The 22,797-nt window shown below is 37.5% G+C and carries 18 protein-coding genes; 8 read left to right on the forward strand and 10 right to left on the reverse strand.

The annotated features are described in order from the left end of the window. The first annotated feature begins 296 nt into the window (after positions 1–296). The 4 genes from J0M15_09225 to J0M15_09240 all read left to right on the forward strand — a co-directional run bounded on the left by J0M15_09225 (position 297) and on the right by J0M15_09240 (position 5,181). Positions 297–752: a hypothetical protein gene (locus J0M15_09225; GenBank protein ID MBN8537224.1), complete on the forward strand. Its 456-nt coding sequence runs from the start codon at positions 297–299 to the stop codon at positions 750–752. Positions 753–844: 92 nt separating this feature from the next. Beyond that, the gene (locus J0M15_09230; GenBank protein MBN8537225.1) at positions 845–2,464 is read left to right on the forward strand and encodes a hypothetical protein; all 1,620 of its coding nucleotides are present in this window, start codon (positions 845–847) and stop codon (positions 2,462–2,464) included. A gap of 250 nt (positions 2,465–2,714) precedes the next feature. Continuing rightward, positions 2,715–3,152 (forward strand): hypothetical protein, encoded by a 438-nt coding sequence (locus J0M15_09235; GenBank protein ID MBN8537226.1) that lies wholly within the window; start codon positions 2,715–2,717, stop codon positions 3,150–3,152. A 370-nt stretch (positions 3,153–3,522) separates the two neighbouring features. Then, the gene (locus J0M15_09240) at positions 3,523–5,181 is read left to right on the forward strand and encodes a putative transporter (GenBank protein ID MBN8537227.1); all 1,659 of its coding nucleotides are present in this window, start codon (positions 3,523–3,525) and stop codon (positions 5,179–5,181) included. Positions 5,182–5,209: 28 nt separating this feature from the next. Here J0M15_09240 and J0M15_09245 read toward each other — a convergent pair whose 3' ends face one another. The 3 genes from J0M15_09245 to J0M15_09255 form a co-directional block, all read right to left on the reverse strand. Beyond that, complete coding sequence (locus tag J0M15_09245; GenBank protein ID MBN8537228.1) at positions 5,210–6,223, reverse strand: hypothetical protein; 1,014 nt, start codon at positions 6,221–6,223, stop codon at positions 5,210–5,212. A 39-nt stretch (positions 6,224–6,262) separates the two neighbouring features. Next, positions 6,263–6,907 (reverse strand): chalcone isomerase family protein, encoded by a 645-nt coding sequence (locus J0M15_09250; protein MBN8537229.1) that lies wholly within the window; start codon positions 6,905–6,907, stop codon positions 6,263–6,265. A gap of 184 nt (positions 6,908–7,091) precedes the next feature. Then, positions 7,092–8,474: an MBL fold metallo-hydrolase gene (locus J0M15_09255; protein ID MBN8537230.1), complete on the reverse strand. Its 1,383-nt coding sequence runs from the start codon at positions 8,472–8,474 to the stop codon at positions 7,092–7,094. Between the two features lie 309 nt (positions 8,475–8,783). Between J0M15_09255 and J0M15_09260 the strand changes: the two genes are divergently transcribed. After that, positions 8,784–9,989, forward strand: a complete 1,206-nt coding sequence (locus J0M15_09260) for a chloride channel protein (protein ID MBN8537231.1) — start codon at positions 8,784–8,786, stop codon at positions 9,987–9,989. 28 nt (positions 9,990–10,017) lie between these two features. Here J0M15_09260 and fbaA read toward each other — a convergent pair whose 3' ends face one another. The 3 genes from fbaA to J0M15_09275 all read right to left on the reverse strand — a co-directional run bounded on the left by fbaA (position 10,018) and on the right by J0M15_09275 (position 12,831). Then, a complete protein-coding gene (fbaA, locus tag J0M15_09265) occupies positions 10,018–11,097 on the reverse strand; it encodes a class II fructose-bisphosphate aldolase (protein ID MBN8537232.1) in 1,080 nt (359 codons plus the stop codon). 117 nt (positions 11,098–11,214) lie between these two features. Beyond that, positions 11,215–11,841, reverse strand: coding sequence for a matrixin family metalloprotease (locus J0M15_09270; GenBank protein ID MBN8537233.1), 627 nt, complete (start codon positions 11,839–11,841; stop codon positions 11,215–11,217). A gap of 537 nt (positions 11,842–12,378) precedes the next feature. Then, positions 12,379–12,831 (reverse strand): hypothetical protein, encoded by a 453-nt coding sequence (locus J0M15_09275; protein MBN8537234.1) that lies wholly within the window; start codon positions 12,829–12,831, stop codon positions 12,379–12,381. A gap of 164 nt (positions 12,832–12,995) precedes the next feature. Between J0M15_09275 and J0M15_09280 the strand changes: the two genes are divergently transcribed. Continuing rightward, positions 12,996–13,586, forward strand: coding sequence for a hypothetical protein (locus J0M15_09280; protein ID MBN8537235.1), 591 nt, complete (start codon positions 12,996–12,998; stop codon positions 13,584–13,586). A gap of 124 nt (positions 13,587–13,710) precedes the next feature. Here the strand turns inward: J0M15_09280 and J0M15_09285 are convergent, their stop codons facing one another. The 4 genes from J0M15_09285 to J0M15_09300 all read right to left on the reverse strand — a co-directional run bounded on the left by J0M15_09285 (position 13,711) and on the right by J0M15_09300 (position 19,951). After that, positions 13,711–15,060: an exopolysaccharide biosynthesis polyprenyl glycosylphosphotransferase gene (locus tag J0M15_09285; protein ID MBN8537236.1), complete on the reverse strand. Its 1,350-nt coding sequence runs from the start codon at positions 15,058–15,060 to the stop codon at positions 13,711–13,713. 64 nt (positions 15,061–15,124) lie between these two features. Beyond that, positions 15,125–15,850 carry a PspA/IM30 family protein gene (locus J0M15_09290; GenBank protein MBN8537237.1) on the reverse strand — a complete coding sequence of 242 codons (726 nt, stop codon included), beginning with the start codon at positions 15,848–15,850 and terminating at the stop codon, positions 15,125–15,127. A 98-nt stretch (positions 15,851–15,948) separates the two neighbouring features. After that, positions 15,949–17,787 carry a serine/threonine protein kinase gene (locus tag J0M15_09295; protein MBN8537238.1) on the reverse strand — a complete coding sequence of 613 codons (1,839 nt, stop codon included), beginning with the start codon at positions 17,785–17,787 and terminating at the stop codon, positions 15,949–15,951. Positions 17,788–17,800: 13 nt separating this feature from the next. After that, entirely contained in the window at positions 17,801–19,951 is a 2,151-nt protein-coding gene (locus J0M15_09300; GenBank protein MBN8537239.1) for a serine/threonine protein kinase, read from the reverse strand. Positions 19,952–20,097: 146 nt separating this feature from the next. On the opposite strand from J0M15_09300, the gene J0M15_09305 reads away from it, so the two are divergent. Together J0M15_09305 and J0M15_09310 are read left to right on the forward strand one after the other, a co-directional pair. Next, positions 20,098–21,405, forward strand: a complete 1,308-nt coding sequence (locus J0M15_09305) for an O-antigen ligase family protein (GenBank protein ID MBN8537240.1) — start codon at positions 20,098–20,100, stop codon at positions 21,403–21,405. Then, complete coding sequence (locus tag J0M15_09310) at positions 21,402–22,790, forward strand: mannose-1-phosphate guanylyltransferase/mannose-6-phosphate isomerase (GenBank protein ID MBN8537241.1); 1,389 nt, start codon at positions 21,402–21,404, stop codon at positions 22,788–22,790. Before J0M15_09305 ends, J0M15_09310 begins: the two co-directional genes overlap by 4 nt. The last annotated feature ends 7 nt before the right edge of the window (positions 22,791–22,797 follow it).

The raw sequence follows: 22,797 nt of genomic DNA on the forward strand, positions 1-22,797 counted from the left end.
ACATGGAGTATTTTAAGCTTAAAATAATGCAAAAAGTTGGCTACCTAAACAGCCGTTTTGCCCTGCAATGGAAGTATGACCCTGAATCCAATTAAACCCCTATCCCCACAAAAAGAAGAAAGAGGCATTGAATTGTTTAATCCCATGACACCGCTATGCCTAACAAAGTCACTTTTTTAAGAATCTTTTTTTCTTTTGAAAGGGTGCTTAGGACTACTAGGACTTTAATATCCCTTTTTTTACTTAAATTTATTTTAGTTAACAACTCTTACTTTTCATATTCTAATTAGCTCGTGATGAAAAAAAATCTTCTATTCTACGGCTTACTTCTTTTTGTTTTTTCAACTAACTTTGCAGCGGCTGATGTCTATGAGGAACTCGCTAAAGCTACAGGTGGTAAAGTAAACAGAATGACAAAAGAGGAATTCCTCAATCAAACTAATGATGGGAAGCACCGATACAGTTTCTTACAAAATGCTGTTCCCATCGTAATGCAATCAATCCATATTACGTCTAATGAGAAAGTTAAGCTCGCTTTTCCAATAGATGCTTTTACTTTTGGTAGCCTTGTTGTAGAACTTACAGGTGAAAATGTTAATACTGCCACCGCAATGACTCTTATAAATCCTAGTGGGACGGCCATTCAGCCATTGCAAGAATCTGGTGATCCAAAAATACCGGTTTTGGTAAACCTTTCTGCGAGTCATACCGCTCTTATTGTACCAAACCCCAAAGAAGGTAACTGGCCATAATCACCCTCGATGCTTTAAATAAATTCTTGTTCAGCGATAACTATCGAGTTCAGAGGCACGTCGGTTGCAGCGACCCACTGTAGAGGTATAAAATGAAAAAGCATGTTTCTCTCTTGTCTATAGTTTTGACAACCTTATTGCCTATTTTGGCATATGCCTTGGATTGTAGAGATCTCTATTCTTCTAAACCTCGATTCATAGTTCCAGTTTTGGGTGAGCCAAAGGTTCTGTCGGATTCTAATACATTTCGACCAAAGGCTGAATACATCGCTTCAACTGCTGGTTTTGTGGGTTCTGAAAAAATGTTTACGCAGGTTGAAAAATTGGCTTTTTTTAACTCAGGAAAGATTAGCCGTTTGGACATCATTGTTATCCAGGAATCTGCGGATGCAAATAAAAATAACGGATGGCCGTATGCGAATAATGTACTGACCATTATTAGTGATATTAATGTAAATAACGATAGGAAATTTGTAAGTTTCGAGGCTTATGACTATACTTCTAATCGAGTAAAAGCCGTTAAAATTGATTTAGAAACTGGGAAAATGTTGCAAATTTCTTTCAAAAAAGTGGCTCTGGAGCAAAAAACGGACAAAACGGTACGGGAAAATAACTCATCCTTTCTAAGATCTTTTGAGCTTAGAGGATTTCGGTGGTTAGGAAACAATCCTAATCTTCCCGAAATTTATAATCAACTAAGACCAGGAGATGAACTTGTGTTTGAAGATGATCATGGTCAAAGGCGCCACTGGTTAATTGAAAAAGATAAATGGGGAAGAAAGCGATTTTTAGATGTCGACAACTTTGATGCAAGCTACCACTATTCAAGCTTGAATTTTTTAGGTCCGATCCACGAGTTGAGTAACAAAAATTTTGAAAAGCTAGAGACGGCTCAAAATATTTTACTTAGAAAAAATGCAAATCCCCCAAAGCCTTTAATTGTTGATAAGGGGTGGGAATCAGAGGCTAATCGAATTAACAAATGGTTAAGAGACGCCACCACCACTTGGTTATCAACTAACCTAACAAAAAGAGCTGAAACAAGTCCACAACTTGTTGTGGACGAAATGGTCGCTGCACAAGCGGCTCAAGCGATTGCTAAGTGGCAGGACGTAATGGGAGATTTAAATAATATCATGGCTCTTCGACAAATGAACAATACGAGTAAATATAGTCAGCAGCAAATTGGGATCAGAAGTATCTACAGGGCAAGCGAAAGTGGTAGCATGCCAAGACAAGTTTTAGATCTAAGTTCGATAAAAAACGTTCAATTGAATTTTGACTCATATGCTAATGGCAAATCCATGCCTGAAATCCTTCGTGCAAAAATTTTAGTTATTGATCCGACAACTAATCAAGTTCAGTTACAAGTGAATACAAGATCAAGAGAAGAAGCTATAACACTTTATGCTCATCTTCTAGAAAGTGCCTATGGTGAAAATATCGATTCAGCACTTCATATCAATAATTTGACAGATTTTAGAATCGATTTAGATCTTCTACGGACACAAAGTCTTTTGGGGAGTAAAGTAAAAATAGGGGTGGAACCTAATCATGAGCCGAAACAACCTGGATTTTTAGCATCAACCCAACCACAAAGCGACGGAAGCTATACCCTCAATATAAACTTTTTCGATGGGGTTTGGTCTGGCAGTGATAACTCTGCATTAATAAACGGTTTAATTTGGGGACATAATCTTCGTCGGGAGTAGCCAAATCCTGAACAAAAAGTCCTCTCTGAATTTAAGAGACTCTAACAAAATGAAGCCTCCAAAAAATTCCGTGAAATTAAGGTTTTTTGAACAGACCATTTTTTTCCTTTCGCCATTAGCAAAATGGTCACTATGTCAGAAATCTATACATTCACAAGATAGTAAATACAATCAGGATCTTTTAGGGGTTGGTGTTGAGTTTGCTATAACAATTAAGGTCACATTAAAAAAGTAACCTAAAGAAGTCTTTATGAAAAAAGTATTAATGACCTTAGCTGTATTGGCAGCATCGACCTCTGTTATGGCCCAAGATACTGACAATTGTTATACGATGGAAGTTCCCCCTTTGATGACTGTGTTCGGCCAATCGCCAAATCAGAAAGCATATGTGCAAATTTCATCAAATGATCAAGATACATTAGTTAAAATTCTCACAAAAACTAAAATTGGCAACTCTATGTTTGCAAGTAGGTGCACATTATCTAGAGGGGATATTTTCTGCGATGAACCTTTTGCTGGTAAGGGATCTGTTCAAATCCTTAAAGTGGAAAAAACTTTGACTTTGAGTAAAGTAGCATTAGCAATGGAGACGTCTAGTGTTAATGCCACTAAGATTTTAGGCACGCATCAAAATCTAAAATTAAACGATATTTCCTGCCAAGAATTAATTAATACTTTCAGTAAATAATATAAATAAATAACAAATCCAGAAGAAATAAAAAAAGGGCCAGAAGTTAACATTCGGCCCTTTTTAACTTTACCATAAAAAGCAAAAGCTCACTAATTACACCGATTCCGTTCTTTCAAAGCATGGCTGCAAAATCCCTCAAAGAGTTTAGCTATCAAAGACATTAACCAGAAGAAACCCTTCTTACATTTCTAAATCTAGTAGAAACCGAGACCGGCTAACCAGCTTTAAAGTCAATATAAGGGGATCACTGCATTCCTTGAAACTAGAGTATTATCTTTTTAGAATCTGATTTTAAAAATTAATTTTTTCGTTGCGGCAGAATCGATAATTACTAGACGTTAGAAAATGAATCCCTTACACTTCGCCAATGACTTGGTTAATCGATTTACTCACAAAAGAATCCGTAACTCATTCCATATTAGTTTTATCCTTGATTGCTGGCCTAGGCTTATGGCTCGGGAGCATTCAAATTTTCCGTTTTAAACTGGGCATTGCCGCTGTGCTTTTTGTCGGACTCGGTTTTGGGCATTTGCATTTCACTCTGGATACGCATGTCATTGAGTTCATCCGGGAGTTTGGACTTATTTTATTTATCTTTACTATCGGAACTCAGGTGGGACCTGGTTTTTTCTCTTCGCTTCAAAAAAATGGCCTTCATCTTAATTTACTTGCGGCCAGCATTGTTATTCTAGGCCTTATCGTTACCTTTATTATTAAAAATGTTGCAGGCCTGGATACCTCGGTGATGATTGGCCTGTTTTCTGGAGCCGTGACCAACACCCCTTCCCTAGGTGCAGCCCAGCAGATGATCAAAGACGTACTGCCTGATCAGGCACAAACACCAGGACTTTCCTATGCTGTGGCTTATCCCTTTGGCATCATAGGGATTGTCTTAACTATGACTCTGATTAGGTATGTTTTTCGAATTAACATTCAGGGAGAAGTGGCAGAAATTTTAAAAAAATTAAATACCAGCGCCAGCAAACTTTCAACTCTGAATATCCTCGTTAAAAATCCAAACATCAATGGAATCATGATAAAAAAAATACCGTCTCTTAAGGAAAGTGGTATTTTAATTTCTAGAATTCAGCATGGAAATTCTGTTTGTGTGGCTACAGCTGACTCCTTAATCCATACAGGAGATATTCTTTTAGCCATTGGAAAAAAAGAACAACTTGAAAATATTCAGTTGATCCTTGGCGAAGTCAGTGACATTGATTTAAGGACTGGCTCCCACACTATTTCAAGCCAACGCATTATTATCACCCAACCTCAAATAGTTGGGAAACGCCCCAGGGAATTAAACTTGTTTCAACGTTTTGGAGTCACCTTGACTCGCGTTTCCAGAGCTGAAATTGAATTCACCCCCACTGCCGATTTTCAATTTCAATATGGAGATCGTGTGATTGCCGTTGGTGAAGAAGAGTCACTTAAAAAAGTAGCCCATGAGTTTGGTAATTCCTTAAAATCGTTAGATCATCCACAAATTATCCCCTTCTTTTTAGGAATTTTTCTGGGAGTTGTGTTAGGAAGCATGCCCTTTTTCATTCCGGGAATGCCCGTTCCTCTGAAACTGGGATTGGCTGGTGGTCCTTTGATCATAGCGATCTTAATGAGTCGCATTGGTCATATTGGGAAAATTATTTGGCATATGCCTGAAAGCTCCAACCTAATTTTGCGAGAGTTTGGAATGATTTTATTTTTGTCCTGTGTCGGTTTGAAAGCTGGAGAAAAATTTTTTGATCTTCTTATAAATGGAGACGGCCTATACTGGATGGCCTTGGCCGCCCTCATTACCTTGATTCCTATTCTTATTGTTGGTTTTTACGCCAGGTACTTCATGAAAATGAATTATGTCACTCTTTGTGGGCTTCTTTCCGGAAGCATGACAGACCCTCCTGCCTTGGCTTTTGCTAATAGCATGACTCAATCCGATAGTTGTGCCATCTCCTATGCCACCGTGTACCCGTTAACAATGTTTCTAAGAGTTATCGGGACACAGATATTTATTTTGCTCTTTTTATAAGGGAGTTCATTCGTGACTAGCTTCTTAACTAGGGCGTGTTTGCTTCCCAATATTGAAGTCTTGATTTCAGTTGTTCCATCGCCTTGGCTAGATCCGATGTTTTTTGAGTTTGAATCTTGGATTGCTCTTCAACTGAGTTCACAACCACTTCTTCTTTTTCAATTTTAAAATCTTGATTCACAGACAAATCGATTTTTCTTAGTAGGGTCCGCATCATCTTTGGATCCAGTTTTTCTTCAATATTAGTATCCATCGGAGCCAAGAATCCATCGATTTTATATGATATTTTGGATTTAAAAGGAAGGAGAGCTATAAAATCCAGCTTTTCAACATACATCATTGCCTCTTTAATAACACCCACAGAGGAAAGGGGCTCAGAAAGAAGACTTTCTTGCAAAAGAATATCACGAATAAACTGAGCCCTCATCATGAGAATTTTATAGGCAACTTTTTCAAATCGAGAGTATTGTTTAATATGAAGATCAATGATTTCAGTTACTTTTTCATCAGGCAAAAAACCACAAACAGTCTGAAGAGCATAAAACCGACCTAACTTCACTTTATTAATCCTAGAAATCTCTGCAGGTGTATAATCTAATTCATTTCCTTCTTTGTCTTGTGCTTTAATAGGATTGACCTCGCGAATCTCTTTCAACCAAAGATACACCAACTCAGCAAAATCTTTTACGGGAATTGCTTGGGCTAATTTTTGGCCCCATGGCATCAACTGAGAGGGTATGGGACTCAGCCTTTCATAATTAGCTTCATTCATCAATTGTTCAAATGGCAATAAAACACGTTGATCATTGATTCCCACAACCGTGGCATCCATCCCGCGAATCATCTCTCTCATATTCGCATTGGTTGTGCCCATTCCTTGAATCATTTCTTTCATACCAGCATTAGTCGTTTCCATGCCCGAAGTCATTTTGTCCATTTTCTTATTTAAGTCGTCCATTTTATCTGGAACGTCCATCAAGTTGTTTAACTTTTGACAAGAAACCAATAACAATAAAGAAGCCATTAATATTAAAAATTTCATTTTATTTATCTCCACCTATTTCTAGAATATGTTTTTCTTTTAATTTAACAATTCGGCTTTTAGCTTTATCAAACCATCATCTGCAGGAATACCTAACCACATGGAAAAAATACTCTTACTCAGATTATTCCCCTTAACCATTCCCACGCTCCCATTGGTATCTTCAAAGGAAAGTGTTTCTGTTCCATCTGCATTTTTGATAGTTAAAAATGTCATTGTTTTTTTCTCTTTAGCCTCGCCTCCAGCTGCCAAAAAAGAAAACAACTGGTTGATTTCTGGTGAGTTAATATCTACTTCATTGGCCACTAAAGCCTCGCGGAAAGAAACTTGAACTTTTTCTGCCTCGACACTTCTTAAAAAAGTGAGTTGAACAGCGGCCGCTCTCACCTTTGATACCGTTTCTAGAATATCAGCATCCGATTTAACGACTGCCAAAGGCTCTGAGACAAACAGTTCAGCAGTGTAGACTTTAATATTAGCAACGAGAACTTTTTTAGTTCGTAAGCCAGCTCCCACCTGCACCAGATCCACATTTAGCTGATCCACTTTAGCTGAAGCTGATTTCGATAGTTTAACGCCATACATTTCCTTACCAGAAAATTCTTTCGTTAATAATTCAGCATTCGAAGAAGATACGGTTAACATTAAAGAAATAAAAGTCATCCCTAGAATTTTTAAAGACATAAGTCCCCCTTAGTTTTTCTTATTCCTTATTGGTGGGAATCACTTTTGTCACTGAAAAAAATTGAGTTTTTACTTGAATAGTTCTTCACAATGAAAAAAAAATAGTCCACTGTAGTTTTTCTATAGTTCCATAGTTTATTTTTAGTTCAATAGTTTGATAGTTCTCTATTTCTATTTTCCGTTACTAGCTCTGCCTATCCAAACTAAACTCTTGATCCCTTTGAGGAACGACACAATTCCAGTGAAATTGAGCTTCAAGATGCTCTTTCATTTTGAATGAGGCTGAAATTTCCCCATGAGTAATAAAAACTTTTTGGGGTTTCATCTGCGAAGCAGCTAGCCATTCTTTTATTTCAGTATAATCAGCATGAGCCGACACATTATCAATAACTTCCACACAGGCATTGATTGGCAGCATCTGTCCATGAAATTTAATAGACCGAGCTCCCTCTTGGATCGCTCTTCCTCGAGTTCCTTCAGCTTGAAATCCAGCAATAAGAATGGTGTTCCGCGGATCTCCTCCAAAAGCTTTTAAATGATGAAGAATTCTCCCTCCCGTTATCATTCCACTGGCTGAAATAATGATCATGGGTCCCTTTTTTTCATTCAAGGCCTTAGACTCTTCAGGTGTTTTAATATAGGTTACTAAGCTATTGAAATAATCGCATTGATCTTCAGTGAGTTTGTGAAGTTTATTAAACTGACAAAAAAGTTTAGTTGCACTCGTTGCCATGGGGCTATTCAGATATATGGGAATTCTTGGAATTCTCTTTTGAAGAATGAGTTCTGAAATTAAATACAAAAAAGTTTGAGCACGACCCACAGCAAATGCGGGAATGAGCATCACTCCTTTTCTTGTAAAAGTTTCCTTAATTATTCTTTCTAATTCATTCAGCTCACTGGTTTCTTTATGAACACGGTCCCCATAGGTAGATTCAACAACCAGATAATCAATATCAGAGGCTAAAGTTTTTGGAGGGTACATCACGGCATCATTTAATCTGCCCACATCCCCAGAAAATGCGATTTTTTTTCCATTTGTTTCAACAAACGCACTTGCCGCCCCTAAAATATGACCAGCATATTGAAAGGTCACTCTGAATTCCTTCGTGACCCTAATAGGTAAATCAAATTCAACTGGAACAAATTGACGGAGTGCCTTTTCAGCCTCCTCCCTAGTGTATAATGGTAAGGCTGGGTGATGTTTAGAAAGGTTCTTACGGTTTAACCACCGGGCATCTTCTTCCTGGATATAGCCCGTATCTGGCAGCAAAATTTTGCAGAGCTCTAAGGTCGGCGGTGTACAATATATTTTCCCCACAAAACCTTCTTTGATCAACCTAGGAATATATCCTGAATGATCTATGTGAGCGTGGGTTAATATCACCGCTTCAATTTTTTCTGGGGCGATTGGAAACCGATCCCAGTTTTTTAATCTTAACTCCTTGAGTCCCTGGAAAAGGCCACAATCAATCAGAACATGAGTATCCCCTGTAGTTAAGAGATATTTTGAACCGGTCACTGTACCCGCGGCACCCAAAAATCTGAGTCTACTTGGACTGAACATTGCTTTTGCTCTCTTGGCTTTTATCATCAAGAGAATAGCGATTTTTTTTCTGGTTTTCTCCTTGTTGACTACCCAAGCTGATGCTCGATGGAACAAAACTCTCTAGGGTTCGGCTCTGCAAGGTTTCATTTTTTTTTGTGCCCAACAACATAGAAAACAACCGGAAACATGTGTGATATTTATTCATTTGTTTCAAGCTATCAATGCCTCGGATGACCTATCAAGATTATTATTCTTATGATTAATATAAATTATTGTTTTATGAGCTTTCTGTCAGGTAGACTGTGGATCTTGAAGACAACAACTAAAATTAAAAAATATCTAAAATGGATCTTTTTAAGTTCTCTTTGTGGTCTGTTATCGGGGACGGCCACTTTTGTCTTTTTGCAAAGCCTTTCCTTTATCACTGACCTCCGAGAGAAAACTCCACTTCTTATTTTTGGATTGCCCTTTGCTGGATTACTTATCGGTTACCTTTATTTCTTAAGTGGTAACTCCACGACCAAAGGAACTAATTTGATTCTCGAAGAAATCCACGACCCAAAAAATGTGGTGCCCTTTCGCATGGCCCCTTTGATTTTCTTTTCTACCTTACTCACTCACTTATTTGGCGGCTCCGCAGGACGAGAAGGCACCGCTGTGCAGATTGGCTCTTCCTTATCGGATCAACTTTTTCATTTTTTTCGGATTTCTCAAGAGGAAAGAAAAATACTTCTCGTTGCCGGTGCCAGCGCCGGTTTTAGCGCCGCTATCGGAGCCCCCTTAGCCGGAATGATCTTTGGCATGGAGGTCATTCATCTTGGGAGACTCAAAATTTTTGCATGGATTGAGTGCGCGGTGGCCTCTTATATCGCTTTTTACACGGCTTTTTTATTAGGAGCTCCCCATAGTCATTTTCCAAAATTAGAACTGATTGAATTCAACCTAAAAACTTTATTTTTTATCTTTTTTGCCGGAATGATCTTTGGCATCACCGCCAATTTTTTTTCAAAAATGACCCACTTTGTTGAATCTATTTTTAACAGATGGGTGAAATACCCACCCTTAAAACCCTTTTATGCTGGAATTTTATTATCACTCTTGTTTTACTATGAAGGGTCCTATCGCTATTCAGGACTGGGCCTTCCCGTCATCCAAGAGTCTTTCACCAAACTTCTGACGATCCAAGATCCTCTTTTTAAATCCTTTTTTACGTCCTTAACTGTTGGTTCTGGATTTAAAGGGGGTGAATTTATTCCCTTAGTTTATATCGGTTCTACCTTAGGAAACGTTCTTTCGAACCTGCTTCCTGTTTCTTTTAAACTTCTTGCTTCCCTCGGTTTTGTTTCCGTTTTTGCAGGTGCTGCCAATACCCCACTCACCTGCACTCTTTTGGCTATTGAAATTTTTGGATATCAAATAACACCCTATGCCTTTGTGGCCTGCATGATGAGTTATTATTTTTCTGGCAACAGAGGTATTTATAAAAGTCAAAAATTTCTCAATAAAAAATTCCCACTTTTTAATAAAAATTAATACACTTCTTTCACAACCAGGGCTGAAGTTACAAGGTGTTCACAGCATTGAGCTCTTTAAACGCTTGCTCAAGTCGAGTTACCATTGTGGCCTGGCCTGCGCGGAGCCAAACCCTTGGATCATAGTATTTTTTATTTGGCTTATCCTCACCCTCGGGATTGCCAATTTGACCTTGTAAATAAGCTTGATTTTTTTTGTAGTATTCCATAATCCCAGACCAGTTAGCCCATTGGGTATCGGTATCAATATTCATTTTCACAACACCGTAACTGATAGATTCTTTAATCTCTTCAGGAGTTGAACCGGAGCCCCCATGAAAAACAAAATTCAAAGAATTAACAGGCAAACGAAATTTATCTGATAAATATTTTTGAGAATCTCTTAAAATCGTTGGCATCAGTTTTACATTTCCTGGCTTATAAACGCCATGAACATTTCCAAAAGAAGCGGCAATCGTGAATCGAGGGCTAATTTTAATCAAGTGTTCGTAGGCATAGGCCACATCCGCAGGTTGAGTGTAGAGAGCTGAATGATCCATATGACTGTTGTCAACACCATCTTCCTCACCGCCGGTACAACCTAACTCAATCTCTAAGGTCATTCCCATTTTAGACATGCGGCTTAGATACTTCCCACAGATTTCTATATTTTCAGCTAAGCTTTCTTCTGAAAGATCCAACATGTGAGAACTAAACAAGGGCTTCCCTGTTTTTTCAAAGTGCTTTTCTCCAGCATCCAACAAACCATCAATCCAAGGTAAAAGTTTTTTCGCTGCATGATCGGTGTGAAGAATGACGGGGACACCATAATGAGGTGCTACGTTATGAACATGCAGAGCTCCAGAAATGGCTCCCAAAATAGCGGACTTCTGCCCTTCCAATTTTAGACCTTTACCCGCAACAAATTGCGCTCCTCCGTTTGAAAACTGAATGATCACTGGGGCTCTCACTTTAGCTGCGGCCTCAAGTGCTGCATTGGCCGAATCTGTTCCCACGACATTCACGGCAGGAAGAGCAAAATGATTTTTTTTACATTGAGAAAAAACAGTTTGAAGTTCTTCTCCTGTTAGGACTCCAGGCTTCACTAATTCTAATAATTTTTGCGACATAAAGATTTCCTTTTGAAAAGGTTGTTTAATCATATTTTATCCAACCTTACAAGGTTCAATACAAAGTTCAACTCGTAAAGTTATGGGGCTATTAAGAGCCTGTCCCCAAAAGGTCAATTAATACTCGCAGGATAGGGATTTTTTATCTGTAGCCGCAATGGTGATCCGATCAAATTGACTTGCCAAATAAGTTCCCATAACACTTTGATCTGCATCCTTATGTTTCAAACCGAGGACATGCCCCATTTCATGAATGAGCAAGGCTTCTAGATTTATTTTCGTTGAAGACTTATCTTGAAGAGTTAAATCATAAAATTTAAAATTCTTAGCATTGATGCGAATATCCGCCTCTTTGATCTCATCTCCAAGCCAGTAAACACTTGTCCTCGCCTGTTCCGTAGGTTTGTCTTCCTCCCATTCTCCATAAAAATAAATGACATTTTGCATGTCCTTAAAAGACAGAACGGGGCCTTTTTGAATGTCCTTGGTATCAACAGCAATAACATTTTTTCCTAAAGCTTTATTCCATTTTTCGGCTGCAGAAGTAATAGACTCATAATAATTAGCAGGAACGGATTCATGCAATTTCATCACGATGGGAATCTTACCTTTCCAAGAAATTCTTTCCCCATAAACATTTTGCACAAAGCCGCAATCCTCTTGGGGCTTTGGAGCACAGCCAGACAAGTAGGAAACAGCAACTGACAAAATGATAAATAAAATTAGTCTGAATAATGTTTTCATATCTCATTGTGATACCATGGCAAGTCGTAGGCCAAACAGTGAGTTATTTTGAGATTTTTTCATCTTATTGAAATTATTAATAAATTTAAGATTCTAAAGAAATATTTGCGAGACACTAATTACTGTCTCATTTCAAGAATACTCATTCAAAAAAAACATCATCTCTGCAACTTATTAATATTACTGACTATTTAGCGTCTTAATATTAGACAACCATTATGAGACAATTTTTATACATAAAGTTCCTTTATGACTAATCAAATACTTCCTGTGGAGACAAAGCCACACCAATGTCGAGGGCTGGGCGCGGTGATCCTGATAGCTAAAGAGACACCAGCATAGATAACTTATTGATTTGACTCTGTATAACTAGTTGGCAGGTGTCTTGCATTTATACATTGGCAAGACCCATCAGTTCCCCCAGTCATAACCGTGACGATCCCAAGGGTGTTGAACAAAATGCCAATCAAAAAAGCCCATCTGGACCTAGAAGAGGATTAAAAAAATCCTCTCCTCCTGCCCTTTTCAAGAACGCCTTCAATCAGGGAGAGGAAGATAATTTTCGCTGCCACTTTTTAGTGGCTCCTTACAAATGTTTCTAGAATGATTAAATTTAATAGTTAATTTTGACTTTTCATGTTTCATATATTTCCCGTCACTTGAAAAAAAACCATTGAAAATAATTCTAGAAAATAAATTTAAACCGCAACTTTCAGAGTAATTGATATAATCTGATTTAATTCCTACTTTGTAACTGTTGTTCGTTTCTTTCTCCAAAGTGTTGATTGGAAGCAGGTCTTCAAAATCATCATTAAGTAAATATATTTTTTTAAATTCATTTTGATTTTTTTCAAGAAAAATTTTACTAAAACAAATTTTTGCTGGCATGATCGATTGCATTGCTTCATTTTTCCAACAGGGAATGGACATGGAAGTTGTTTCAAAAAAACAACAGATAATGACCACTTTTAAAAACAAAAAAGCCTTCATAACTCATCTCCCCCAGTTATCTCAGAGCGTGTTTAAAAAGACTTTTTAAACACGCTTTTAGCAACTTAGTTTGTAACTAATCCTTTTTTAAAAAACGAACAAGTCTTTTATCTATTGACCTTATATTCTCCCTAGGTAAGCATACAGATAATGGAGATATTACAATGGAAAAAATGTCAAAATGCAGTTCCCTAAGTCTTGTGATTTTTATGGGGCTTTTCGCTCTTAATCTAATTAATTGTAGCAGCAACCCAAATAAAGCAGAAAAAATAAATACGGAAATTAAAAATCACGGTGATGTCACCGGGGATACCAAAGTAGGTATTAAAGACGGCAATATGGTAGTTCAAAAGAAAGTTCAAATGAATGAAGAATTACGTCGACTTCAATACGAAGTATATGAACTTGAAGATCGTGTCTATGGAAATCGAAAGTATGGGTCCCTAGGACTCTATGGAGTTTTAAGGGAATGCCGTCTGGAAATTTCTGATCAAAAAAATGGTGGGGATGGCAAACTTAAATGGACCGAGCCTATGGACCGAATCACTGACAAAGAGGACGAGTACAAGGTTGGTCTTGACGAAAAAGATAAGCTTGTGGGCCTTTCAGAGGAATTTTTAAAAGATCGAATTGAAAGATTTAAAGGCTACAAGCAGGTGCTCATGAAGAGACAAGATGAGTACGAAGAAAAAGTACAAATTTGCAAAGCGGAATTAAAAGCTCAACAAAATCAAAATAAAAAACCTTCTGAATAAAAGCCCCTCAAGGCGCGCTTTTGAAAAGTCTTAAATCTTCGGTCTCGTCGGTTGGACTATTGTAACCCAAGTTGTCCTAAATAGTAATCCTAAAAACCAAGGTAAGATTCTTCAGCAAATAGGACTATCTTCCTTTGCCAAAAAGAACGACTTGAATTGTTTTAAAGACGATTTGCAAATCCAAGAAGAAACTAAAATTTTTTATATAGTACAAATCAAATTGAAGTTTTTGCTTGGAGTCCTCAATGCTAGCTCCATAGGGATACATGACTTGGGCCCAGCCAGTAATGCCGGGCCTCACTAGATGTCTCAATCGATAAAATGGAATTTTTTCTTCTAATTCAATATTAAACTCAGGACGCTCTGGCCTGGGGCCTATAAAACTCATTTCCCCTTTCACCACATTCCACAATTGAGGTAACTCGTCAATCCGCGTGATCCTTAACCACTTTCCCACCCTGGTCACCCTAGAATCATTATTCTGGGCCCATTGCACCCCATTCACCTCAGCATTTTTGGCCATTGATCTCAATTTAAATATGGTGAATTCATGATCATTAAGACCGGTACGAATTTGTTTATAAAAAACACTTCCCGGAGACTCCAATTTTATCAAGATGGCCGCCAGAATAATTACCGGCCAGGACAGTAGCAACAACCCCAAAGCTAAAATCATATCACAAAGACGCTTAATTCTGAGCCCAAAAGGATTATTAATTAGGGAAAAACCTTTTTCAAAAATAAACCATTCTTGATTTAAAAAATCGACAGGAACTTTTTTTTGCACTCCTTCAAAAAAATCATCTAAATTAAGGATGGAGGCTCCTGCAAATCTTGTTTTCATTAAAATATCTGAAAACCCTGTGTTCCAGTACTTTGAGGGCAAGGCCAGAATAATCGATGTCCAATCTTTATTAATAATTTCGTTCAAGTCTCTTCCCGCCTGAATAGATCCCTTTTCTAAGGAAGGGACAAAGACGACAGACGCAAAGGAAAATTTATTTATGATTTCTTCGTTAATCAATTTTGTATAATCAGCATGGGCAATAAACAAGTATTTCAAATTAGAAATTTGAATTTTCAAACGGTTCCATAAAAGTCCTTTATACATTGAAGATAGAAACCAAAATATTATTAAGGTACCAAACAAGATACCTCTTCCAAAGATACCCGATCGTTCTTTACTCAGAATATAGTTGATTAACAAAACAATTAGAAGTGTTGAAAACACAGCAATAAATTGTCTTTTCATCAGAGTCGATAGTTTTTGCGTATCTAAATCAAAGGATCCAAATATATACAAAGAAGACAACAAGGTCATCGCCATAAACCAAAACCCAAGGGATTGTTCTAACTGGAAACCCCAATCAGAAAAACGAAGCCCATTAACCAAATGAGAGCTTGCAACGAAACTCAATAAATCAAAAAAAAGAACTGCCCCTTTATAACGAGGCGTTAATACCGGTTTCAACATAGGGGAAGACTACACTTTTTTTGGAATTCTGAATAGATATATTTTCTTGCCAGATCTCGCGTTACTAGCTCCCTACTTTTTTAACAGTAACGTCCTTGAGCGTGTCACTTTCAATTGTTGAATGGTAACCCACGCGTTTTTTAAGATCTTCCAATGCGACTGAAGACTTTTTAGATTTTATCAACTTATCAAATTCATCGTTAAGACTGCCTGAGTTTGACAAGGAACTCGTTGCTTCTGTTTGGGCCTGAAGCTCTATCACCTTGTCTTTGAGGGAATCCATCAGTTCTGAAGACTTTGATTGATTGGCAATGATATCTGTAATATTTTTTTGTGTTTGGGCTGTTTTGTATTGAGTCAAAACGATGTTATATTCTCGTTTCCTTTTTTCAATGGTTTCTTGGGTTTGCTCCAGCTGGGCTTTGAACTTTTCAACGATCTCCTTTTGTTTATCCCATTCACTTTTAAGTGCCAAGGCTTTAGCTTGAACTTGATCCCGCTTTTCTACTGCCTGTTGTGCCAATATTTCATTTTTGTGTTCTAAGGCCAAGACCGCTTTGTTTTCCCAATCTTTGGCTTCAAGCAACAGCTCTGTCACCTGGAGCTTCAGTTTTTTCTCATCAGCAATGACCCGAACCGTCGTCGCCTTTAATTCATTCATTTCACTATTTAATTTAGAAAGATAATTTTTTACTTTGTCTTCCGGGGTTTCCATGCCTTCGGTAAACATTTCTGTCCTACCAAGAACAATATTCCATATCCGAGATAGTAATTGAGTTAAGCGATCCATAATCTCTCCCCTTTTCATAGCATGATACAACTTCATCAAGAGTGACGCCTAAGCCTCACCCCTGCGACTTCATCGGTTTCTTCTTAAAATACTTAACCCTATCCTGCTTTACGATTTAATGGGTCCCCAAAAAATTCTAAATTCTGCGTCCAGGACTTTATAGACTTTTTTTGAAGATCCATTTCACTTAAATAATTTAACAAAAAGTTGTAAAAGTCCTGATTTTCTTCTCGCAACCTACGGTAATCATAATAAAGGCTCGTCGTTTTTCCTTTTTCATGAATAAGTCCTTCCAGCTTTATAAAATCCTTTTCATTTTTTATTTGAACGGCCAGTGATTCCATTTTTTTCTTAAGCCCAACAAGATCTTCATTTTGCAACCGTTCAAAAACAAAATTTCGAGAGAGAGAAAGATCCAGAAGTTTTTCGGTGAAACTAACCAGCTCCTTTGTCATTTCCGAATGAGTGCCGACTAAAGTCTCGATCGTTTTCACCTGATTCAAGAGTATTTGACCTAAAATGGCTCTTAACTTCTGATCTTTTATTTCTGGAAGCTTTAATAACATGCGCGACAGATCAAGATCAGAATTAGGTTTCAACTTGCGATTAAAACTTGAAATCAGCGGAATCGTTCTTTTTAAGTAAAAGGCATAGAGACCAACCTCACAAAGCAAAACGATAAAAATTTTAACAACGAGACTGACTTCAAAAACAAAAATGGGCAAAAATAGAAAAAGTGCAAGAAGAAAATACATTTGTGGTAGCTGAAATTCTGTGGGTAACTTATTCGTAATTTGAATTTCCACGGGGTAAGCTAAAAACTCGTTCTTCAACACCATTGCTGACTTGGGATCTACGTTTTTCACCAATAATACAGGTAATTTCTGAAGTTTTTTTTCTAGTTCCACATTGTTTATTTGAGGGTACAATCGAAATAAAACTTTTTTCATGACTTCGGTGTTATCAAAGGACTTTATAATCAAAGAGGCCACTCCAGGACTCAATGACTCCAAAGACATTTTTCCACAGTTATAGCAAAAATTAGCTCCCAGTAAAAAATGGGTTTTACAATTCAAACAAACAGGTGCTTCTGTCTTATTGAATACGTTAATCTGTTTTTTACTTAGAAAGTCTTCTTGGATCTCTCGAATATTTTGATAACGATAATCCGGGTCGACATGGAGACATTTTTGTACTAAATTTAACCATACCGTAGGCGTATCTGGACGCAATTCCTTCAATTCTTTAATTTCACCTTTAATTTTTCGACTAAAAATTTGATGCAAACTAGACGAATGAAACGGCGACCGTGATGAAATCATCTCATATAAAACGCAGCCCAAGGAATACACATCCGCTCGAAGATCCACATGGGAAGAAGAAAAACATTCCGGAGCTAAATATTCCGGTGTTCCCAGAATAGTCCCTGTTTTGGTAAGATCATCCATTGTCGTCATTCGTGAAATTCCAAAATCTAACAGTCGAATGTCTAAGCTTTGATTGACTAAAATATTTTGAGGTTTCAAATCGCGATGAACAACTCCCTTTTCATGACAACAAATTAGCGTGTCTAAAATTTGGCTGGTGATTTTATCTATAGATGACCACGAAAGAATTCCTGATCTAGCAATCAGAGATTTTAAATTTTCTCCATCAAATTTTTCAATGACCAAAAATTTTGCGTCACCTTCCACCATCCCCGATTCAGGAGAGAGATAAGAATTAAAAATCTTGATAATATGTGGATGATTCATCTGGGATAGAATCTCAGCCTCACGTTTAAACCGTTCAACTTGAGTGAGATCTTGATTAATCAATGGATCAAAAGTTTTCAGCGCCACTATCTGTTTCGTTACTTCATCCATGGCTTCATAAACAATCGAAGTATGACCACGCCCCAGTTCTTTTAAGACGTGATATCTATTGGCTAATTTCATGCGTTGGAAAACCTCATGCCGTCCTCGATAAATGTTGTAGCTCCGAAGTGCTTTCGAAAACATTCCTGATCTCTTTTGATTCAGAAATAAGCGAATCAAAAGAGATCTTTGTGCTCACTGCATTTTCATCCTGGAATTCATAAATCACTCTAGAGATGGTTGAATCCATTAAGATCAAGTTTTGAACGACTCTCATCTGCATGTCTTCTAATCGCAATAGATCCTGACCTCTATCCATTCCCGTAGAATTCACCAAAAGAGTTTTTTCCTCCAACTGTTTTTTTATCAGATCCAGCACGCAAATCATTTCTATGCTTGAATTTACTAACGGGACTAACTGCTTTAATAACTCAGTTCGGCCCTTAAAAGACTTTCCCCATAGGGTCAGAAAATTAATGATTATTTTTTGGGCCCAATCTCTGGTTTCTTTCTGGGACAAGTAACGAATTTTTTGTAGACCCTTCTCTATTGGGCTCAGATCGTTATTCTCATTGAAAAAAGACTTTTTCCAATCTGAAATCAGGGGAACTCTCAACATATTATACAATCTGACCACCCAAACGAAACCAAAAGCAATATAACCAAAAGCAATAAACAATCCCATCGGATAGGTTCCGATGACCCAGGTTTTAAAGAAATTTTTCAAAGCATAAAGGAACCCTTCTAAAAAAATACCTTGCATTGAATTACTCCCCGTCTCTGCATAATACATTTGTTGGGAAGCTAACTTTGCCTTACTATAAATTTCACTAACTACGAAGAATGCCAAAAGATGTAAAGTGGTTCCATAAAATATAAAGCCAATTGAATTCTTAAAACTCTCAAGTGGAAATGGCTTCTTTAAAACCGTAAATAACTTTTTTACCCAATAGACATAACACCCAATAAAAATCCACCTAGACGGGTATCTTGACGGAATAACTCCCTCATTCAATATCGATTCAATTGCAAAAAAAAGAATTAAATTTAAGAGAACACCACTGATAAGAAACATAAAGTTTTGCTTCAACCAGACTTGAAATGAAATTTCTGTCTCGTCTAAAATAACTCCCATTTTTTTGGCTTGAAATTTAATTAAAGAAGCCATAGAAGCAGGGACATTGTTGAAAAGCAGTCGCCCCCATTTAAAGATGGTCGGAGAGCGGTTAGGGCTGCCTATCCACTTTAGATACTCACGAGTTTTTTGCTTGGGGGAGCTTGGACTTACCCAAAGCTCCTTAGTTTTATGTTCAACTTTTTTTGGATCCTTTTCTTGATGATCTAACAAGCTAAATCCACAACACAAACAGGTAGAGAAAAGAATTGGTGTCTTACCATAACATTTTAAACAGAGAGTTTCTTGAAAATGACCTTTTGGCAATTCGAAAAAATGCTCCGATTGGAAATCAAATTCAATTTCTGCAATCGTCTGATATCGGTCTAGTGGTGAACTCTCAAGCATCTTACTAATAATTTTTTCAAGCCATTCTGGCACCTCAGAACGAAAAGATCTGATTGATTTTGGCACTGATTGAATCTTTTTTTCGTAAAGCAAAACCAAATTCTCTGCTTGAAATGGCAAGTGCCCAGCTAAAATTTCATAGGCGACAACTCCGAGAGCATAAATGTCAGACCGAGGATCATAATGACTGGCAGCAAAGAGCTCTGGGGCCATATATTCAGGAGTTCCCAGGGTAGTTCCGGCATGAGTCAAATCAGAAACAGCGGTGATCTTTGAAATTCCAAAATCAATGACAGTAACCTGTCCTAAATTAACAAAAATGTTTAAAGTTTTTATATCGCGATGGATGATACCGCGGCTGTGACAATATCTGAAGATCCCAAGTAATTGTTTAAAAATTAAAGTGAAATCACTTAAAGAAAAAATTTTCTCTAATTTTAGCTGATCATATAAATTAATTCCTTCAATATATTCCATCACAAGTCCCAGCTGGCCATTCTCTTCGAATAATTCCCAGATTTTTACGATTCCTGGATGATCCAAACCTTGAGTGATTTCAATTTCCTTTTTAAAGCGAAGTACACTCAGCTCATCACTAATTAAGTGTGGCTTCAAAATTTTAAGCGCGACTCGTTTTTCATTTTTATCTATGGCTTCATAAACATGAGAAGAAATCCCCTCTCCGATAAGGCGAATGATGTTAAACCTGTTTGAAATGAACATGAGAAGGCATCGGTTTTTAAGTTCATTTCTTAAGTCTAAGACTTGAGTGTCATAAAAAATGACATTTTAAACCCAATTTATCCACTTGCCAGTATCCTGCAGAAAAGGTAGGTTTGTCAGACTAAAAATGACTGAGGGTACTCATCTTGAACTATGTTTTTTTCTTGTTTCTTGGCAGCACGCTGATATCTCAATCCCTCATGGATTTTTTTTCTGTTGTCGTCCTGCTTGTTTCTCTTTGGGAAATTAGAAAAAAGCAGATACCATGGGTTCGTCTACCTAGTTTTAGTAAAAACAATAACCTTTATTTTTGGGAGTTTTTTTTCTTTTTCTGGTTGGTAGTGGTTGCCATTGGCCTAAGAGATAGTTCGTCCTTTCTCGTTCTTTTTTCAGAATGGAAATGGATCTTAAATCTTTATTCTCTTTATTGGTTTCTCCAAAAGTTAGAGTGGATTCATTTAGCAACACTTCCTTTGACAACGACTTCCTTAAAAAGTCTAATTCACCAATTTCAACCTTTTTTTATCACTTTGTGCATTTGTTTTGTCTATGGTGCCATTGGCTATGTGTTTAATTTTGATCTCTTCAAGCAAGAACCACTGACCCACGGCCGTCGTTTTGGCGGGCCTTTTGATGACCCTATGAACTTTGCCCACATTTATGGAATGTACTGTGGACTTCTTGCTGCCTTTTGTTTAAGCTCTACAAAATCCATGGAGTTCAAATCATTTTATCTTCCTTTTTGGAAGAAACTGAAGTCTGGCGAGAATTTATTTTTTCTCACCTGGATCCTCATTTCTTTATCTATTCTGCTTTCACTGACTCGGGGTGCTTGGATTGGTGTCACCATGGCCTTTCTTCTTATTTCCTTCCTTACCCATAGGAAAGTGGGCGTGTTTGTTCTCAGCGGCGTGACCTTCCTTTTTACTTCCTTAATGATTTTTTGGAGCTCCTTCCGTGAAAGAATTTTTCAGGCCTTTCACCCCAGCGAAAATTACGATAGTGAACGTCTTGTTTTATGGAAAACCAATTGGGCCATGTTCCTAGATCATCCATGGTTTGGCGTTGGCCATGGGGACTACAAAAACTTTCTTCCCAATTACTTTCAACAGCTAGGAGTCCCTTCTGATCATTTTCAAAGTCATGCTCACAATCAATATCTTCAGGCCTTATCCAACACAGGATTTATTGGATTCTTATTTTATTTATGCTTTATCCTCTCTGTTCTTTTTCTGACTCTAAAATTTTACCAAAGGACCCAGAATCCCTTATTTCTAGGCTCTCTGGCGGCCCAAGTCAGCTTTCATCTTGGAGCTTTTACTGAATGTAATTTTGAAAGATCTAAGGTCAGATTGGTTTATTTATTTTTTGTTGCTTTAACATTTTCACTGATATCAAAATATAATTTATCGTTAAAAGCGCGTTTGAAAAGTCAAACCAAGGAGGAATCATGATACCCGTCATTCTATCTGGAGGAAGTGGCACTCGCCTATGGCCCGTCTCTCGTGTCAAAATGCCAAAACAGTTTTGTGATTTATTTGATAATTCTTTGCAAAATCTGAGCATTCAAAGAGCTGAAAAGCTAGGGGCCCCCTTGGTCCTTACCCATGAAGAGCTGAAAAGCTTAACAGAGCAAAATATAAAAAAAACCGGATCCACTGCAAAAGCTTTATACGAACCTATTGCTCAAAACACAGCTCCGGCCATAGCCTACCTCTGCCGCTATTTGGAATTGCAAAATAAAACCAATGAAATCGTTGCTATTTTCCCTTCCGATCATTTGATTGAAGATGAGCTTCAATTTTTAAAAATTGTCGCCCTCGCAGAAAAAGAGGCCTCCAAAGGATTTGTTGTTACTCTGGGTATCAAGCCTACTTTCCCTTCAACAGGCTACGGATACATCCAAACTAATTCACAAAATTTGAATGAGGCCCATCCGGTTCTTCGTTTTTTTGAAAAACCACAACTTCAACTAGCGACTCAATTTTTAAAATCGGGAACTCATTTTTGGAATGCAGGAATATTTATTTTCAAAGTAGCCACCATGATCGACTTATTCAAGACTCTCTCTCCCGAGGTTTGGAATGTGGCTACTCAAATAAATTCAAACCATCTGGCGAACTCTTCTCAATTTGGTTTGAATGAAGTTTATTCTCAGTTTCCTAATATTTCTATTGATTATGCCATTATGGAAAAAATTCAAGATGGAAAGTTAAAATGCATCCCCTGTGATTTAGGATGGAGCGATGTGGGCTCCTGGGATGCCGTCAGTGGGCTATTTAAGAACACACAGCCTGAATTCCTTCCTGTTGAAGTTATTTCATCAAACAATTATATCCATGGACTCAAACAAAAAATTTATGCGACCATTGGAATTCATAATTTAATCATCGTGGACACTGCCGATGCCTTATTGATATCTCAAAAAGGACTCACTCAGGAAGTAAAGACTATTGTTAATCAGCTTAAAGAGTTAAACCACAAGGTTGTCAGGGAACATACTTTTGAAGATCGCCCCTGGGGACGCTACGAAGTCTTAAGAGAAGAGAATCATTTTAAATCAAAGGTCATCCATGTTCTTCCAAACCAACAAATATCCTACCAATCCCATGACCATCGTGAAGAGCACTGGATTATCACCCAGGGTAAGGGCGAGATTATTCTGAATGAAGAAATTATTCCCATTCAAAGGGGAAGCTATGTCAAAATCCCTTTAAAGGCCAAACACAGAATAAGAAACACCGGGACTGAGGTCATTGAGTTTATCGAAGTTCAATTAGGAACCTATCTAGGCGAAGACGATATTCATAGATATCAGGATGATTATCACCGAGTGTAAATTCAAG

It is taken from the genome of Deltaproteobacteria bacterium (assembly GCA_017302835.1).
Lineage (GTDB): Bacteria > Bdellovibrionota > Bdellovibrionia > Bdellovibrionales > Bdellovibrionaceae > UBA2316.

Coding starts and splice junctions, on each gene's coding strand:
- J0M15_09240 (MBN8537227.1), top strand. CDS start 3,523: ATGACTTGGTTAATCGATTTACTCACAAAAGAATCCGTAACTCATTCC.
- J0M15_09275 (MBN8537234.1), bottom strand. CDS start 12,831: ATGAAGGCTTTTTTGTTTTTAAAAGTGGTCATTATCTGTTGTTTTTTT.
- J0M15_09230 (MBN8537225.1), top strand. CDS start 845: ATGAAAAAGCATGTTTCTCTCTTGTCTATAGTTTTGACAACCTTATTG.
- J0M15_09280 (MBN8537235.1), top strand. CDS start 12,996: ATGGAAAAAATGTCAAAATGCAGTTCCCTAAGTCTTGTGATTTTTATG.
- J0M15_09255 (MBN8537230.1), bottom strand. CDS start 8,474: ATGTTCAGTCCAAGTAGACTCAGATTTTTGGGTGCCGCGGGTACAGTG.
- J0M15_09295 (MBN8537238.1), bottom strand. CDS start 17,787: ATGAAATTAGCCAATAGATATCACGTCTTAAAAGAACTGGGGCGTGGT.
- J0M15_09310 (MBN8537241.1), top strand. CDS start 21,402: ATGATACCCGTCATTCTATCTGGAGGAAGTGGCACTCGCCTATGGCCC.
- J0M15_09235 (MBN8537226.1), top strand. CDS start 2,715: ATGAAAAAAGTATTAATGACCTTAGCTGTATTGGCAGCATCGACCTCT.
- J0M15_09300 (MBN8537239.1), bottom strand. CDS start 19,951: ATGTTCATTTCAAACAGGTTTAACATCATTCGCCTTATCGGAGAGGGG.
- J0M15_09245 (MBN8537228.1), bottom strand. CDS start 6,223: ATGAAATTTTTAATATTAATGGCTTCTTTATTGTTATTGGTTTCTTGT.
- fbaA (MBN8537232.1), bottom strand. CDS start 11,097: ATGTCGCAAAAATTATTAGAATTAGTGAAGCCTGGAGTCCTAACAGGA.
- J0M15_09250 (MBN8537229.1), bottom strand. CDS start 6,907: ATGTCTTTAAAAATTCTAGGGATGACTTTTATTTCTTTAATGTTAACC.
- J0M15_09270 (MBN8537233.1), bottom strand. CDS start 11,841: ATGAAAACATTATTCAGACTAATTTTATTTATCATTTTGTCAGTTGCT.
- J0M15_09285 (MBN8537236.1), bottom strand. CDS start 15,060: ATGTTGAAACCGGTATTAACGCCTCGTTATAAAGGGGCAGTTCTTTTT.
- J0M15_09225 (MBN8537224.1), top strand. CDS start 297: ATGAAAAAAAATCTTCTATTCTACGGCTTACTTCTTTTTGTTTTTTCA.
- J0M15_09290 (MBN8537237.1), bottom strand. CDS start 15,850: ATGGATCGCTTAACTCAATTACTATCTCGGATATGGAATATTGTTCTT.